Origin of the sequence: Microbacterium sorbitolivorans (assembly GCF_003327285.1) — a bacterium.
Lineage (GTDB): Bacteria > Actinomycetota > Actinomycetes > Actinomycetales > Microbacteriaceae > Microbacterium > Microbacterium sorbitolivorans.
The window spans coordinates 574093-588674 of the sequence record NZ_KZ848473.1; the positions used below are offsets into that span (position 1 = coordinate 574093).

Below are 14582 nucleotides of genomic sequence, written 5' to 3' on the forward strand. Positions count from 1 at the left end.
GGGTCACGTCACGAGCCGGTACCCCATGCCGGCCTCGGTGGTCAGGTGCACCGGGGCCGCGGGGTTCGCCTCGAGCTTGCGGCGTAGCTGCGACATGTAGAGGCGCAGGTAGCCCGAGTCGGTCACCTCGTCGGATCCCCAGATCTCCTTCAGGAGGTCCTGGCGGGTCAGCAGGGCCCCGGGGTTACGGCACAGCTGCTCGAGCATGCGCCACTCGGTCAGGGTCAGGTGCACGGGCTCGCCGGCCCGCGAGACGCTCTTCATCGCGAGGTCTACCGTCACGTCGCCGAAGGTGATCGTGGCGGTTCCGGCCGGCGCCGCGCTGCGGCGGGCGAGGGCCCGGAGCCGCGCGAGCAGCTCGTCGATCTGGAACGGCTTGGTGATGTAGTCGTCGGCGCCGGCGTCGAGCGCGTCGACCTTGTCGGCGGATCCGGTGCGACCCGAGACGACGAGGATCGGCGCGGCCGTCCACCCGCGCAGGGCGGTGATCACGTCGATGCCGTCGAGCAGCGGCATGCCGAGGTCGAGCACGATGAGGTCGGGATGCGCGCGCGACGCCGTCGTGATCGCGTCGCGCCCGTCGGCGGCGGTCACGACCTCGTAGCCGTGCGCCGAGAGCGTGATGCGCAGCGCGCGCACGAGCTGCGGGTCGTCGTCGGCGAGCAGGAGCTTCATGATCGTCCTTCCTGCGTGAGGGGGAGGCGCACGCAGAGGGTCGCCCCGCCGCCCGGGGTCTCGTTGAGCGTGAGGGTGCCGCCCATGCCCTCGGTGAAGCCGCGGGAGAGGGCGAGGCCGAGGCCGAGCCCCGAGGAGTTGTCGCGGTCGCCCGCGCGCTGGAACGGCGCAAACACGGCGTCGCGGCGGTCGTGGGGGATCCCCGAGCCGTGGTCGACGACCTCGATCCGCAGCCACCCGTCGTCGTCGGCGCGGGTTGCGACGAGAACGGGGTGGCCCGCGGGCGCGTAGCGCTGCGCGTTGGCGACGAGGTTGACGAGCACGCGCTGCAGGAGCACCGGATCCGCGACGATGCGGTCGTCGCCGATGTCGAGGGCCACGGCCGAGGGGCCGAGGCCGAGCTCGTCGATGGCGGCGCCGACGGCGTCCTCCACCGATACCTCCGAGAGCGACACCGCCAGCACGCCGGCCTCGGCGCGGCTGACGTCGAGCAGGTCGGTGACGAGCCGGGTGAGGGCGTCGAGGCTCTCGGCGGCGGTGTCGAGCAGCTCGTCGCGGTCGGCGCCCGTGAGATCCCGGGTCGCCCGCAGCCCGCCGACGGCCGCGACGGCGGCGGCGAGCGGGCGGCGCACGTCGTGGCTGACGGCCGAGAGCAGGGCGCTGCGCACCTGATCCGCGGCCTCGGCGGATTCTGCCGCCGACGCGCTCCTCGCCGCCTCCGCGGCCGACGCCTCGGCCGCGCGGGCGCGGCGCGCGGCCTGGTCGACGATGATGCTCACGAGCACCGCGATCGCGATCGAGAGCGCGATGGTGGCGAGGTGGATCGGCTGCTCGATCGCGATGCTGAAGAGCGGCGCGACGAAGAGCAGGTCGAGCACGATGCCCGAGGCGAGGGCCGCGATGATCGCGGGCCAGAAGCCGCCGATGACGGCGACGATGACGACCACGAGCTGGTAGCTCAGCACCTCGTATGTGATCGACTCGGGGCTACGGGCGAGGAGCAGGGCCGCGGTGAGGAGGGGGATCGCGACGAGCGCGACGCCGAGGCCCGCGACCACGCGCCGCGGCCCGAGCGCGCCGGCCGTGCGTCGCAGGATCCGCAGGTGGGTCATGGCTGGAAGCCTACGACCGATCACCGCGCCACCGCGCCGGAACGCTCCGTGCGATCCTGCCCCGGCAGCGGTCGGGACCGCCGGCCGTAGATGACCTCCGACGAGTCGAGCAGCCACGGCACGAGCGTGACGGCGACGCCGTGCACCAGCATGAGGCGCGAGGCGAGGCGCCGCGCTCGGCGATTGTGCAGGAGCGTCTCCCACCAGTGGCCGACGATGTACTGCGGCAGGTAGACGGTCACGACCGACGGTCCGCGTTCGTCGCGCAGCGCCTCGATGTACCGGATCAGCGGCTCGCCATAGGTGCGATACGGCGAGTCGAGCACGTCGAGGGGGATGCCGGATCCGAGGGCCCGCCACTGCGCCGCGAGGCGGTCGGCGTCGTCCCTGTCGACGGCCACGTGGACGGCGCGCGTCTCGGTGTGGTGGGCGGCGACCGCGTAGTCGATGGCCTTCAGCACCGGCTTCTGCATGCGGCTCACGAGCACGATCGCGACATCGCCCGAGGATCCGAAGCGGGTCGTGCCGTCGACAGCGAGCTCGTGCTCGACGTCGCGGTAATAGCGGCGCACGCCGATCATGAGGAACGCGAGGAGGGGGATGGCGATGAAGACGAGGTAGGCGCCGTGCGTGAACTTCGTGATCGTGACGACGATGAGGACGACGGTCGTCAGTCCCGCGCCGACGCCGTTGACCGCGAGGCCCCAGCGCGCGGAGCGCAGCTCGTCGCGTCCGAGGCCGCCCTCGCGCAGGCGGCGGCGCCAGTGCCGCACCATGCCGATCTGGCCGAGGGTGAACGAGACGAACACGCCGATGATGTACAGCTGCACGAGCGTGCTGAGCTGCGCCCGCGACAGCAGCAGGACGAGGATCGCGGCGCCTCCCAGGATGAGCATGCCGTTCGAGAACACCAGCCGGTCGCCGCGGGTGTTGAGGCTCTTCGGCGCGTAGCCGTCCTTCGCGAGCACGGCTCCGAGCAGCGGGAACCCGTTGAAGGCGGTGTTCGCCGCGAGCAGCAGCACGCACGCCGTCGCCGCCTGCACGACGTAGAACAGCACGCTTCCGGATCCGAACGTCGCCGCGGCGACCTGCGCGATGAGGCTCGGCTGCGGCGCGGTGCAGTCAAAGCCCGCGAGATCGCATGGATTTTCGGCGTAATGCACCCCCGAGACGAGCGCGAGCGCCGTGAGGCCCGCGAAGAGGAAGATTGCGATGGATCCCATGAGCGTGAGGGTCGTCTGCGCGTTCCGCACCTTTGGGCGGCGGAAGGCCGGCACGCCGTTCGAGACGGCCTCGACGCCCGTCAGCGCCGAGCACCCGCTCGAGAAGGCGCGGAGGATCAGCAGGATCACGGCGGCCTGCGCGAGTTCCGGGGTCTCGACCGCGTACTGGGCGCTCGAGGCGACGGGTGCGTCGCCGAGCGCGGTGCGGACGAGACCCGTCACGACCATGAGGGCGACGGATCCCACAAAAACGTAGGTCGGAACCGCGAACGCGAAGGAGGCCTCGCGGACGCCGCGGAGGTTTACGAGCACGATGATGACGACGAAGGCGATCGCGAGCTCGACACGCCACGAGACGAGCTCGGGCACGGCCGAGATGATGTTGTCGACGCCGGAGGCGACCGAGACCGCGACGGTCAGAACGTAGTCGACGAGCAGCGCCGCCGCGACGACGACGCCAGGGATCTCGCCGAGGTTCGTGCGCGCGACCTCGTAGTCGCCGCCGCCGGAGGGATAGGCGCGGATGAGTTGCCGGTAGCTCAGCACGACGACGATCAACAGCACGACAACCATCGCGGCGATCGCGGGCGTGAAGGCGAGGAGCGCGAGCCCGCCCGTCATGAGGATCATGACGAGCTCCTGCGGCGCGTACGCGACCGAGCTCAGCGCGTCGGAGGCGAAGATCGGCAGCGCCCTGTGCTTGGGGAGGAGCTGTTCGGCGCCCTCGTCGGATGCGATCGGCTCGCCCAACAGGATCCGCTTGACGGCGGGTGGCTGTTCGGCGGCGACTCGAGTGTTGTGTGTCACGTGTGGCGACGCTACGCGCGCCGCACCCGCCGGATGCGGGTCCATACGGGATCCGTACGGCCCGTCGCCGTTTCTTCACGGGATGCATACGCCGAGGGATAGCCTGGTGAGATGTCAGAGACCCTGCGACCCCAGACCCCGATCGACGCCCTCGCAGAAGAGTGGCTCGATACCGCCGTCGATCTCGACCCCGTGACCGGCACGTACATCGGCCGCACCGACGGCGATGACCGATACGGCGACTACAGTCCGGAGGGCGCAGAGGCCTTTGCCACCGCCGCGCGCAGCGTACTCGAGCGGCTCGTTGCGCTCGAGCCCGTCGACGACATCGACCGCGTGACGAAGGCCGATCTCGCGAGCGACCTCGAGCTCGACCTCGCGCTGTACGAGGCCGGCTGGCACCTGCGCGACGTGAACGTGATCGAGAGCCCCGCGCAGCAGATCCGCCAGGTGTACGACCTGATGCCGACCGAGACGGAGGCCGATTGGCGCAACGTCGCGTCGCGCCTCGCCGCCGTTCCGGCCGCGATCGACGGATACATGGCGACGCTGCGCGAGGGTATCCAGCGCGGGATCGTGCCGGCGGTGCGCCAGGTGCACGAGGTCGCCGAACAGGCGCGTTCGTTCGCCGCCGCGGGCGGGTTCTTCGATCAGCTGGTCGACGGCTCGCCCGTCTCCGGACACCTGCGCGGCGAGCTGGCGGATGGCGCCGCCGTCGCCCGCGAGGCATACGCACGCCTCGCGCGCTTCTTCGACGGCGTCCTCGCGCCGCGAGCGAGCGACTCCGACGGAGTGGGCCGCGAGCTGTACGCGCTGCACTCGAGGCGCTTCCTCGGCGCGACCGTCGACCTCGACGAGACCTACGAGTGGGGCATCGAGGAACTGGCGCGCGTGACGGCCGAGCAGGAGCGCGTCGCCGACGAGATCCTGCCCGGCGCGACCGTCGAGGAGGCCATCGCGCACCTCGAGGCCGACGTCTCGCGCAAGCTGGTGGGCACCGAGGCGCTGCGCGCATGGATGCAGGAGACCGCCGACCGCGCCGTCGCCGAGCTGGGCGCCTCGCACTTCGACATTCCCGAGCCCGTGCGCCGCATCGAGTGCATGATCGCGCCGACGACGTCGGGCGAGATCTACTACACCGGGCCGAGCGACGACTTCTCGCGACCAGGCCGCATGTGGTGGTCGGTGCCGACGGGCGTCGAGACCTTCGACACGTGGCGCGAGCTCACGACCGTCTATCACGAGGGCGTTCCCGGGCACCACCTCCAGATCGGCCAGGCGGTGTACAACCGCGGCCAGCTCAACGCCTGGCGCCGCCTCGTCGCCGGATCCTCGGGGCACGCCGAGGGGTGGGCGCTGTATGCCGAGCGCCTCATGGAAGAGCTCGGGTACCTCGCGGATCCGGCCGCCCGCCTCGGCATGCTCGACGGCCAGCGCATGCGCGCGGCCCGCGTCGTGCTCGACATCGGCGTTCACCTTGGCAAGGCCCGCCTCGACGGCGAGGGCGTGTGGGATGCCGACTACGCACTCGAGTTCATGCGCCGCAACGTCAACATGGACGACGCCTTCGTGCGCTTCGAGGTCAACCGTTACCTCGGCTGGCCGGGCCAGGCGCCGTCGTACAAGGTGGGGCAGCGCATCTGGGAGCAGATCCGCGACGAGCTCGCCGAGCGCGAGGGCGACGACTTCTCCCTCAAGGTGTTCCACCGCCGCGCGCTCGACATGGGCGGCGTGGGCCTCGATACCCTGCGATCGGCGCTTCTCGCGTCCTGAGTTGCGGTTAAAGTCACCCCGACATTAACCTGACGGTGTGACCAGTCTCGATCAGCACGCCTCCTCGTCGGCCGCCGCGCGGCTCGACCGGGCCCGCTTCGGCCGCCCGCACCTGAAGATCCTGTCCGGATCCGGCGTGGGCTGGGCGCTCGACGCCATGGACGTCGGCCTCATCTCGTTCATTATCGCGGCGCTCGGGGCCGAGTGGCAGCTCGACTCGGCGACGACGGGCTGGATCGCGTCGGTCGGCTTCATCGGCATGGCGATCGGCGCGAGCGTCGGCGGCCTGCTCGCAGACAAGCTCGGCCGCCGCCAGGTATTCGCGATCACGCTGCTGATTTACGGCGTCGCCACGGGCGCATCGGCGCTCGTCGGGGGAGTAGGAGCGCTACTGGTGCTCCGCTTCCTCGTCGGGCTCGGGCTCGGATCCGAGCTGCCCGTCGCCTCGACGTACGTGAGCGAGTTCGCCCCGGCGAAGATCCGCGGTCGCCTCGTCGTCGTGCTCGAGGCGTTCTGGGCCGTCGGCTGGACGGCCGCCGCCCTCATCGGCTACTTCGTCGTGCCGCTCGAGAACGGATGGCGCTGGGCCTTCGCGATCGGCGCCGTGCCGGCGGTCTACGCGCTGGTCGTGCGCTGGACCCTGCCCGAGTCGCCGCGCTGGCTCGAGTCGAAGGGCCGTTTCGCGGAGGCGCAGACGATCGTCGACCGCTTCGAGCACGGTTCCGTCGCCGCGGCGCCGACTGCATCGGCCGCGGTGCCGCGCGCCGGCTTCGCCGACCTGTTCCGCGGCGGCCTCGCGCCGCGCACGCTCGCGTTGTGGTCGGTGTGGGCGTTCGTGAACTTCAGTTACTACGGCGCGTTCATCTGGATCCCGTCGATCCTGCACGCGCAGGGCTTCGATCTCGTGAGGTCGTTCGGCTACACCCTCATCATCACGCTCGCGCAGCTCCCGGGATACGCCCTCGCGGCCTGGCTGATCGAGGTCTGGGGGCGCCGCGCGACTCTCTCGGTCTTCCTCGTCGGATCCGCGATCAGCGCAATGCTCTTCGGCACGGCGGGCGAGGTGTGGCAGATCCTGCTCTTTGGTTGCCTGCTGTCGTTCTTCAACCTCGGCGCGTGGGGTGCGCTCTATGCCGTGAGCCCCGAGGTCTACCCGACGGCGGTGCGCGCGACGGGCGCGGGCGCGGCGGCCGCCGTCGGCCGCATCGCCTCCATCGTGGCCCCGCTGTTTACGCCGTGGGCCCTCGGCGTCGGCGGCGCCCCGCTCGTCTTCACGGTCTTCGCGATCTGCTTCGCGATCGCCGCGGCCTCGGCCTGGGGCCTCAGCGAGCTGAAGGGACGCTCGCTCGCGTAAGTACATCGCAAAGGCGACGGCCCGGGATCCTCGAATGGGGTCCCGGGCCGTTTCTCCTACTTGCGCTTCTTCTTCCGCTTCTTGCGGATGTTGATCGCGCTCGTCTGCGGCAGCGTGATCGAGGTCGTGATGACGGCGTCGACGGCGTCGGATCCCTCGTGCGGGCCGATGAGCGCGATCGGCGTCGTGTCGGTCAGGATCCGCGGGTTGATCGGCGCGTGCGCGAGCTGGCGGTGCGCGCGGATGTATGCCGGGATCAGGATGACGACGGCGCCGATCCAGGCGACCGGGTTACTCCATGCGACGCCGACGAAGCCGAAGAACGCGCCGAGCACGACGGCCGCGAGCGTGCGCATGCCGAGCTCGATGACGCCCGTGATCGTCGGCACGAGCGCGCGCCCGAGCCCCTGCAGGGCGCCGCGCGTGACGAAGAGGATTCCGAGGATCCAGTAGGTGACGCCGTTGATGATGAGCATCGTGTGGGCGAGGTCGACGACGTCCTCGGCCTCGTTGCCCACGAATACGCGGACGACCGGCGCACCGATAACGACCATGAGGACGCCGAGGAACGCGGATCCGATGATCGACATCCAGATCGCCTGCTTCACTCCGCGGCGGATGCGGTCGGGCCGGCCGCCGCCGAAGTTCTGGGCGACGTACATCGAGACTGCGAGGCCGAGCGAGGCGAGGAACGCGCTCGCGAGGCTGTCGATGCGCGATGCGGCGGTATATGCGGCGACGGCCTCGGCGCCGAGGGCGTTGAGGCGCACCTGCACGGCGATGATGCCGAGCGAGATGATCGACGCCTGGAAGCCCATGGGGAGGCCGAGGCGCAGGTGCTCCATGAGGTCGTCGCGCGCGATCCGGAAGTCGGCGCGCGTGACGTGCAGAACGGGGAGCTTGCGGCGCATGTACTCGAGAGTCAGGAGCACCGAGACGGCCTGCGAGACGACGGTCGCGAGCGCCGCGCCCCCGACGCCCCAGCCGAGCGGGCCGACCATGATGATCACGAGCGCGATGTTGAGCAGGCACGCGAGCACCAGGAAGATCAGCGGCGTGCGCGAGTCTCCGATCGCGCGGATGATCGCGGCGAGGTAGTTGAAGAACATCGTCGCGGCGGTGCCGAGGAAGCTCACCTGCGCGAAGGTCACGGCGTCGTCGAGCAGAACGTCTGGCGTCTGCATGAGCACGAGCAGCGGGTGCGCGAGCAGGGGAGCGGCGATCGTGAGCACGACGCTCATCGCCGCCGTGAGCAGCGTGCCGGTGGCGACCGAGCGGCGCACGGCCGCGTGGTCGCCCGCGCCAAAGGCCTGGGCCGTCGGAATCGCGAAACCGCTCGTCACGCCGAGCGCGAAGCCGATGAGCAGGAAGATGAGGCTGCCCGTCGCGCCGACGGCGGCGAGGGCGTCGACGCCCAGGTGGCGGCCGACGACGACGGTATCGATGAACTGGTACAGCTGCTGCACCACGTTGCCGATCAGCAGCGGGAGAGAAAAGGCGAGGATCACGCGCCAGGGCGCGCCGGTGGTGAGGGTGGAGGACACAGCAGCTCGAGTCGATCGAAAGAGGGGAGGAGGGCTGCGCACGCGACGGTGCGATCGGACGATCTTATCGGCATGTGCGCGTCCGAGTCGAGCGACGCGCACGCCACGAATTTCATAGACTGGGCGCTGTGACGAGCGTGCGATATGTGGCCATCGGAGACAGCTTCACGGAGGGCGTCGGAGACGAGCGCCCCGACGGGACTCCTCGCGGCTGGGCGGATCTGACGGCGGCGGGCTGGGCCGCCTCGCTCGGCGAGCCGATCGAGTACGCGAACCTCGCGATCCGAGGCAAGCTCGCGTGGCCCGTCGTCGACGGCCAGCTCGAGGCCGCGCTCGCGCTCAACCCCACGCACCTATCGTTCAACGGCGGCGGCAACGACATGCTGCGGCCGGGAACCGACCTCGAGCGCATTGTCGACGCGTTCGTGACGGTCGAGCGCCGCTGCCGCGAGCAGGGCGTGACGCCGATCCTGCTTGCGGGTGCGGATCCGTCGGGCGGTTTGCCGATGTCGAAGCTGATCCGGCGGCGCGGCGACGAGCTGACCGAGGCCGTGACGAAGCGCCTCCGCCGCACCGACGGCATCGTGTGGGCGATCAACTGGACGGACGCGGAGCTGCGGGATCCGGCGTTCTGGTCGCCCGACCGCCTGCACATGAACTTCCGCGGCCATCACCGGGTCGCCGCCCGCGTGCTCGAGGCGCTCGGCCAGCGGGTGCCGGAGGGCTGGTGGGCGCTGACCGAGCAGGGCGCGCCGCACCTTGGCACGCGCGACTACTACCGCGCCCACGTGGGCCCCTGGGTGAAGCGTCGCCTGACCGGTCGCTCGTCCGGTGATGGGCGTGCACCGAAGTTCGGCGAGTGGATCACGGTCTCCGGCGAATTCTGACGGAATAGATCTCGATTCATGTTGTTGAATAGAAACATGAAGAAGATCGGGTTCCTCTCGTTCGGCCACTGGACGCCGCACCCGCAGTCGCGCACGCAGTCGGCGAGCGACGTATTGCTCCAATCCATCGACCTCGCGCAGGCCGCGGAAGACATCGGTGCCGACGGCGCATACTTCCGCGTGCATCACTTCGCGCGCCAGCTCGCATCCCCGTTCCCGCTGCTCGCCGCCGCGGGCGCGAAGACGAGCACGATCGAGCTCGGCACGGGCGTGATCGACATGCGCTACGAAAACCCGATGTACATGGTCGAAGACGCGAGCGCCGCCGACCTGATCTCGGACAACCGGCTGCAGCTCGGCGTCTCGCGTGGGTCACCCGAGCAGGTCATCGACGGGTGGAAGTACTTCGGCTACCAGTCGGCGGAGGACGACCCGGCGGGCGCCGACGCCGCGCGCAAGAAGACCGAGCTCTTCCTGCAACTTCTCGAGGGTAAGGGCTTCGCCGAGCCGAACCCGCGCCCGATGTTCCCGAACCCGCCGGGGCTCCTGCGCCTCGAGCCGACGAGCGAGAGCCTGCGACAGCGCATCTGGTGGGGTGCGGGATCCGACGCTACCGCGATCTGGGCCGCCGAGAACGGCATGAACCTCATGAGCTCGACGCTGAAGAACGACGAGACGGGCGAGCCCTTCCACGTGCAGCAGGCGAAGCAGCTGCGCGCGTTCAAGGAGGCGTGGGACGCCGAGAAGTGGGGCTTCGAGCCGCGCACCTCGGTGTCGCGCTCGATCGTCGCGATCACGAGCGACGAGGATCGCCGCTACTTCCTCGGCGGCCACGATAGCGAAGACCAGATCGGCAACATCGACGAGCGCACGCGGGCGATCTTCGGCCGCTCCTACACCGACGAGCCCGATCGCCTTATCGAGCAGTTGCGCTACGACGAGGCGATCGAAGAGTCTGACACGCTGCTGATCACGGTGCCGAACCAGCTCGGCGTCGATTACGCGGCGCACGTCATGGAATCGATCATCACCGAGGTCGCGCCGGCGCTCGGCTGGAGGTAACGGGCGACGCGGATCCCGGTCATGGATATTGCATAGAAAGGGCGAGCCTTGTGCCGCCCTTTCTGTGTGTGATCAGGGGATTCCCGCGAGTATCCAACTTAAGCGTTCGTGAAGAGTCGCCTGTCAAGACTCTGTTTAGGTTGTTATCTACTTGTTATCTAGGCGTAGTGTGGCCATCTGAACCGCGAAGGATGGCCACCTGGACCGCCCCGAGAATCCTTCGTTCCATAATGTCTAAAGCACCGGTCGGGCGGGGATGCGATTCGCATCGGGTGGGGCCGTGGAGTTCACTGTGAAGCAGAACCACACCCCCCGCACCACTTCGAGTCGTTTCGCTCGTGGAGGTGCCATCGCCGCCGGCATTCTCGCCCTGGCGGGAGCCGCAACCTTCGTCCCCACCGCCGCGAACGCGGCGGACGCCTCGACCTGGGACGCGCTCGCGCAGTGCGAGTCGGGCGGCAACTGGTCGATCAACACCGGCAACGGCTACTACGGCGGCCTGCAGTTCTCGCTGTCGACCTGGCAGGCGAACGGCGGCTCGGGTAACCCGGCCGACGCGTCGCGCGAGGAGCAGATCCGCGTCGCCGAGAACGTGCTCGCGACGCAGGGCTGGGGCGCATGGCCCACGTGCTCGGCGCAGATCGGCGCGAGCGGCGAGGCCGAGCCGACGACGTCCGAGACCCCCGCGGAAGAGTCGGCTCCGGCCGAGGCCCCCGCCGAGGAGGCCGCCCCGGCCGAGCAGTCGGCTCCCGCTGAGAGCGCCCCGCAGCAGCAGGCCGCCCCCGCGGAGGCCCCGGCCGAGGCGCCCGCCGCCACCACGCCGGAGACGACGAGCTACGACCTGCCCGACGTCGAGGCCTCGGACGAGACCTACACGATCGAGGCGGGCGACACCCTGTCGCTCATCGCCGACGCGCTCGACATCGAGGACGGCTGGCTCGCGCTCTACGCCGTGAACCAGGACCAGATCAGCGACCCGAACCTCATCTTCACGGGTCAGGAGATCGTTCTGCCCGTGCAGTAATCGGCAGGAAAACAAACGGCGAAGGCCGGTGGACGTGGAGCCCACCGGCCTTCGTGCGTGTCAGCGGCGGATCAGATCACGCCGAAGGCGATCATCGCGTTGGCGACCTTGCGGAAGCCGGCGACGTTCGCACCGAGAACGTAGTCACCCGGGCGGCCGAACTCCTCGGCCGTCTCGAGCGTGTTCTGGTGGATGTTGCGCATGATCTCGGTCAGACGCTGCTCGGTGTACTCGAACGACCAGGTGTCGCGCGATGCGTTCTGCTGCATCTCGAGCGCGCTGGTGGCGACGCCACCGGCGTTAGCGGCCTTACCGGGACCGAACGCGATGCCGGCCTCGCGGAAGAGCTCGACGGCGTCGGGGGTCGACGGCATGTTGGCGCCCTCGGAGACGGCGGCGACACCGTTCTCGAGGAGCGTCTTGGCGTCGCGGGCGTTGAGCTCGTTCTGCGTGGCGCAGGGGAGCGCGATATCACCGGGAACGTCCCAGACGCTGCCGTCCTTGACGAAGCGGGCCTTGCCGCCGCGGCGGTCGGCGTACTCGCTGATGCGGCCGCGCTCGACCTCCTTGATCTGCTTCAGCAGCTCGAGGTCGATACCGTCCTCGTCGACGACGTAGCCCGACGAGTCGGACGCCGTGATCGCGGTGCCACCGAGCTGGTGCACCTTCTCGATCGCGTAGATGGCAACGTTTCCGGAGCCCGAGACGATGGCCTTGCGGCCCTCGATGCTCGTGCCGCGGGCGCCCAGCATCTCCTGCGCGAAGAGGGCGGCACCGTAACCGGTGGCCTCCGTGCGCACGAGCGAGCCGCCCCAGGTGAGGCCCTTACCGGTGAGCACACCGGCCTCGTAGCGGTTCGTGAGGCGCTTGTACTGACCGAAGAGGTAGCCGATCTCGCGGGCGCCGACTCCGATGTCACCGGCGGGAACGTCGGTGTGCTCGCCGATGTGACGGTGGAGCTCGGTCATGAACGACTGGCAGAAGCGCATGACCTCGCCGTCGGACTTGCCCGCCGGGTCGAAGTCCGAGCCGCCCTTACCGCCGCCGATCGGCAGGCCGGTGAGCGAGTTCTTGAAGATCTGCTCGAAGCCCAGGAACTTGACGATGCCGAGGTTGACGTTGCCGCGGAAGCGGAGGCCGCCCTTGTACGGGCCGAGGGCCGAGTTGAACTCGACGCGGAAGCCGCGGTTGACCTGAACCTGGCCCTTGTCGTCGACCCACGGCACGCGGAAGATGATCTGACGCTCCGGCTCGCAGAGGCGAGTGAGGATGGCGGCGTCGTTGTATTCCGGGTGGCGCTTCTGAACCACGGCGAGCGAGTCGAAGACCTCGCGTACAGCCTGGTGGAATTCGGGCTCGCCAGGGTTACGGGCGAGGACAGTGTCGAGCGTTGCCTGAAGGCTGGAGTCGAGCATAGTTTCCTTTCTGCGCGGAGCGCGGGAGGCCGCTGAGGCCAGGGGGAACGAGGTCACCCGGGGTGTGTCGGCTCTTGTGGGGCTGACTCTGCTCATCGTCGAAGCTCCCGCGCACGTTATTCGCCGCAGACCAAGTCCGGAGAGATTCTACGGGAAGTAGACAGGCCTTTCACAACCCGCATCGCGCTATAGCGCCTGGCCCGCATCCCACAGTCGCTCTGTTTGGCCGGTGAGGAGGGCATCCAGATGGATCGCCTGTGAATCAGTGAGCGACGAGATGTAGTCGATGACGCCGCGACCCACGGCGCGCCGCTGGAGCTCGGCCTGGTCGTGCGTGGAGAGCAGCTCCGGCCGCTCCTCGCGCACCGTGAAGTAGTCCTCCGTGGCGATGTCGACGAGGTCGAGCAGCCGGTTGGGGGCGCGCCGCACGTCGTGCGGATCCTCGAGCCAGGCCGTGAGGCCGTCGACGAGCCGCTCGACGAGGCTCGCCTGCCCGCGCTGGTAGACGGCGAGGTCGGCGCGGTCGAGGATGAAGCGCTCGTGGAGGAACTTGAGCACCGCAACCTCGTGCCACGCGGTGCGGTTGAGGCTGACGTGCCCGGAGCGGAACGCCGGGTTGCGATGCACCTCGACGGAGGCCTGCAGGTGCCGGATCCACCCGGACGTGAAACGCGAGAGCGCCCGATCGGCGGCGAGGGATCCGTCGAACGGCACCGTGAGCAGGCCGTCGACGACCTCCTCGCTCACGCGCTTTACGGCGGCGTCGAAGGCCTCGGCGTCGGCGATCCACGGGTCGCGTTCGGCGAGCCGGCGCCACAGCGCCTCGAGCGAGTAGCCCGGCGTGCGGCCCTGCGCCGTGATGGATCCGGTATCGGCGCGGCGGAGGGCGGATTGCTGGCGCTCCCAGGCGCGGAACTCGCCGGAGATCGTCGACTGGTTGAGCAGGCCCGCGCGGTAGAAGTCGTCGAGGTCGTGGAGCGAATAGGCGATGTCGTCGGCGATGTCCATGACCGAGCACTCGAGGGTCTGTTGTCCCGCCGCGATCTGCGGGTACGCGCTGAGCGCGTCCTCGGCGTCGGCGACGTCGATCGCGTACATCGAGAACTTGCTGCTGGCGGCGCCTCGGCGGCTGCCGCCGTCGCCGCGGCGCCACGGGTACTTCAGCACGGCGGCCCGCACGGCACGCGTCAGATTGAGCCCGACGCCGGGCCGGTCGTGCTCGTCGAGGCGGGTCATGATGCGGTACGTCTGGGCGTTACCCTCGAAGCCCTCCTGCAGGCGAAAGCGCGAGCGCGCGAGCCGATCGAGCGCCATCTCACCGAGGTGTCCGAAGGGCGGGTGACCGATGTCGTGAGCGCTGGCCGCCGCCTGCACGACGACGGGATGACAGCCGCCGAGGTCGTCGACGAGCTTGCCCGTCACGCCCGAGCTGCGATGCAGGTGCATCGCGATGGCGCGGGCAACGGCCGCGACCTTGACCGAGTGCGTCAGGCGATTGTGGACGGCGAGGCCCGCACCCGACTGGGCGATGACCTGCGTAACGGCCGAGAGCCGCGAGAAATAGGGCGAGAAACGGATCCGCTCGATGTCGACGCGGTAGTGCGGGTTGACCTCGGCGAGTTGAAACTCGTCGAGACGCTCGGGCAGGCGGCGTCCGAGGCGGGCGTCAGCAGTCGTCATGGCCCTATCTTGTCAGCTGGGAATCG

Annotated in this window: 11 protein-coding genes; 5 read left to right on the plus strand and 6 right to left on the minus strand. The window is 69.6% G+C overall.

Annotated features, from left to right (window positions below; translation table 11 throughout):
* Positions 1 to 3: 3 nt before the first annotated feature.
* Genes DTO57_RS02920 through DTO57_RS02930 form a run of 3 tightly spaced genes read right to left on the minus strand, consistent with a single transcriptional unit; the run spans position 4 to position 3862 of the window.
* Positions 4 to 675 carry a response regulator gene (locus tag DTO57_RS02920; RefSeq protein ID WP_114116706.1) on the minus strand — a complete coding sequence of 224 codons (672 nt, stop codon included), beginning with the start codon at positions 673 to 675 and terminating at the stop codon, positions 4 to 6.
* Positions 672 to 1787 (minus strand): sensor histidine kinase, encoded by a 1116-nt coding sequence (locus DTO57_RS02925; protein WP_114116707.1) that lies wholly within the window; start codon positions 1785 to 1787, stop codon positions 672 to 674. The genes DTO57_RS02920 and DTO57_RS02925 overlap by 4 nt, the downstream gene beginning before the upstream one ends.
* 20 nt (positions 1788 to 1807) lie before the next feature.
* Positions 1808 to 3862 (minus strand): APC family permease, encoded by a 2055-nt coding sequence (locus tag DTO57_RS02930; RefSeq protein WP_114116708.1) that lies wholly within the window; start codon positions 3860 to 3862, stop codon positions 1808 to 1810.
* Between the two features lie 66 nt (positions 3863 to 3928).
* Here DTO57_RS02930 and DTO57_RS02935 point away from each other — a divergent pair, with 66 nt between their 5' ends.
* Positions 3929 to 5590, plus strand: a complete 1662-nt coding sequence (locus DTO57_RS02935; RefSeq protein ID WP_114116709.1) for a DUF885 domain-containing protein — start codon at positions 3929 to 3931, stop codon at positions 5588 to 5590.
* Between the two features lie 37 nt (positions 5591 to 5627).
* Positions 5628 to 6944, plus strand: coding sequence for an MFS transporter (locus DTO57_RS02940; protein WP_114116710.1), 1317 nt, complete (start codon positions 5628 to 5630; stop codon positions 6942 to 6944).
* A gap of 56 nt (positions 6945 to 7000) precedes the next feature.
* Here the strand turns inward: DTO57_RS02940 and DTO57_RS02945 are convergent, their stop codons facing one another.
* Entirely contained in the window at positions 7001 to 8488 is a 1488-nt protein-coding gene (locus tag DTO57_RS02945; RefSeq protein ID WP_114116711.1) for an MATE family efflux transporter, read from the minus strand.
* Positions 8489 to 8616: 128 nt separating this feature from the next.
* Between DTO57_RS02945 and DTO57_RS02950 the strand changes: the two genes are divergently transcribed.
* The 3 genes from DTO57_RS02950 to DTO57_RS02960 all read left to right on the plus strand — a co-directional run bounded on the left by DTO57_RS02950 (position 8617) and on the right by DTO57_RS02960 (position 11461).
* Entirely contained in the window at positions 8617 to 9375 is a 759-nt protein-coding gene (locus DTO57_RS02950; protein ID WP_187346582.1) for an SGNH/GDSL hydrolase family protein, read from the plus strand.
* A gap of 36 nt (positions 9376 to 9411) precedes the next feature.
* Complete coding sequence (locus DTO57_RS02955) at positions 9412 to 10437, plus strand: LLM class flavin-dependent oxidoreductase (protein WP_114116712.1); 1026 nt, start codon at positions 9412 to 9414, stop codon at positions 10435 to 10437.
* A gap of 292 nt (positions 10438 to 10729) precedes the next feature.
* Positions 10730 to 11461: a LysM peptidoglycan-binding domain-containing protein gene (locus DTO57_RS02960; protein WP_244909100.1), complete on the plus strand. Its 732-nt coding sequence runs from the start codon at positions 10730 to 10732 to the stop codon at positions 11459 to 11461.
* Positions 11462 to 11532: 71 nt separating this feature from the next.
* Here the strand turns inward: DTO57_RS02960 and gdhA are convergent, their stop codons facing one another.
* Both gdhA and DTO57_RS02970 read right to left on the minus strand, forming a co-directional pair.
* Positions 11533 to 12876, minus strand: a complete 1344-nt coding sequence (gene gdhA, locus DTO57_RS02965; RefSeq protein WP_114116714.1) for an NADP-specific glutamate dehydrogenase — start codon at positions 12874 to 12876, stop codon at positions 11533 to 11535.
* Positions 12877 to 13062: 186 nt separating this feature from the next.
* Entirely contained in the window at positions 13063 to 14556 is a 1494-nt protein-coding gene (locus DTO57_RS02970; protein WP_114116715.1) for a deoxyguanosinetriphosphate triphosphohydrolase family protein, read from the minus strand.
* Between the last annotated feature and the right edge of the window lie 26 nt (positions 14557 to 14582).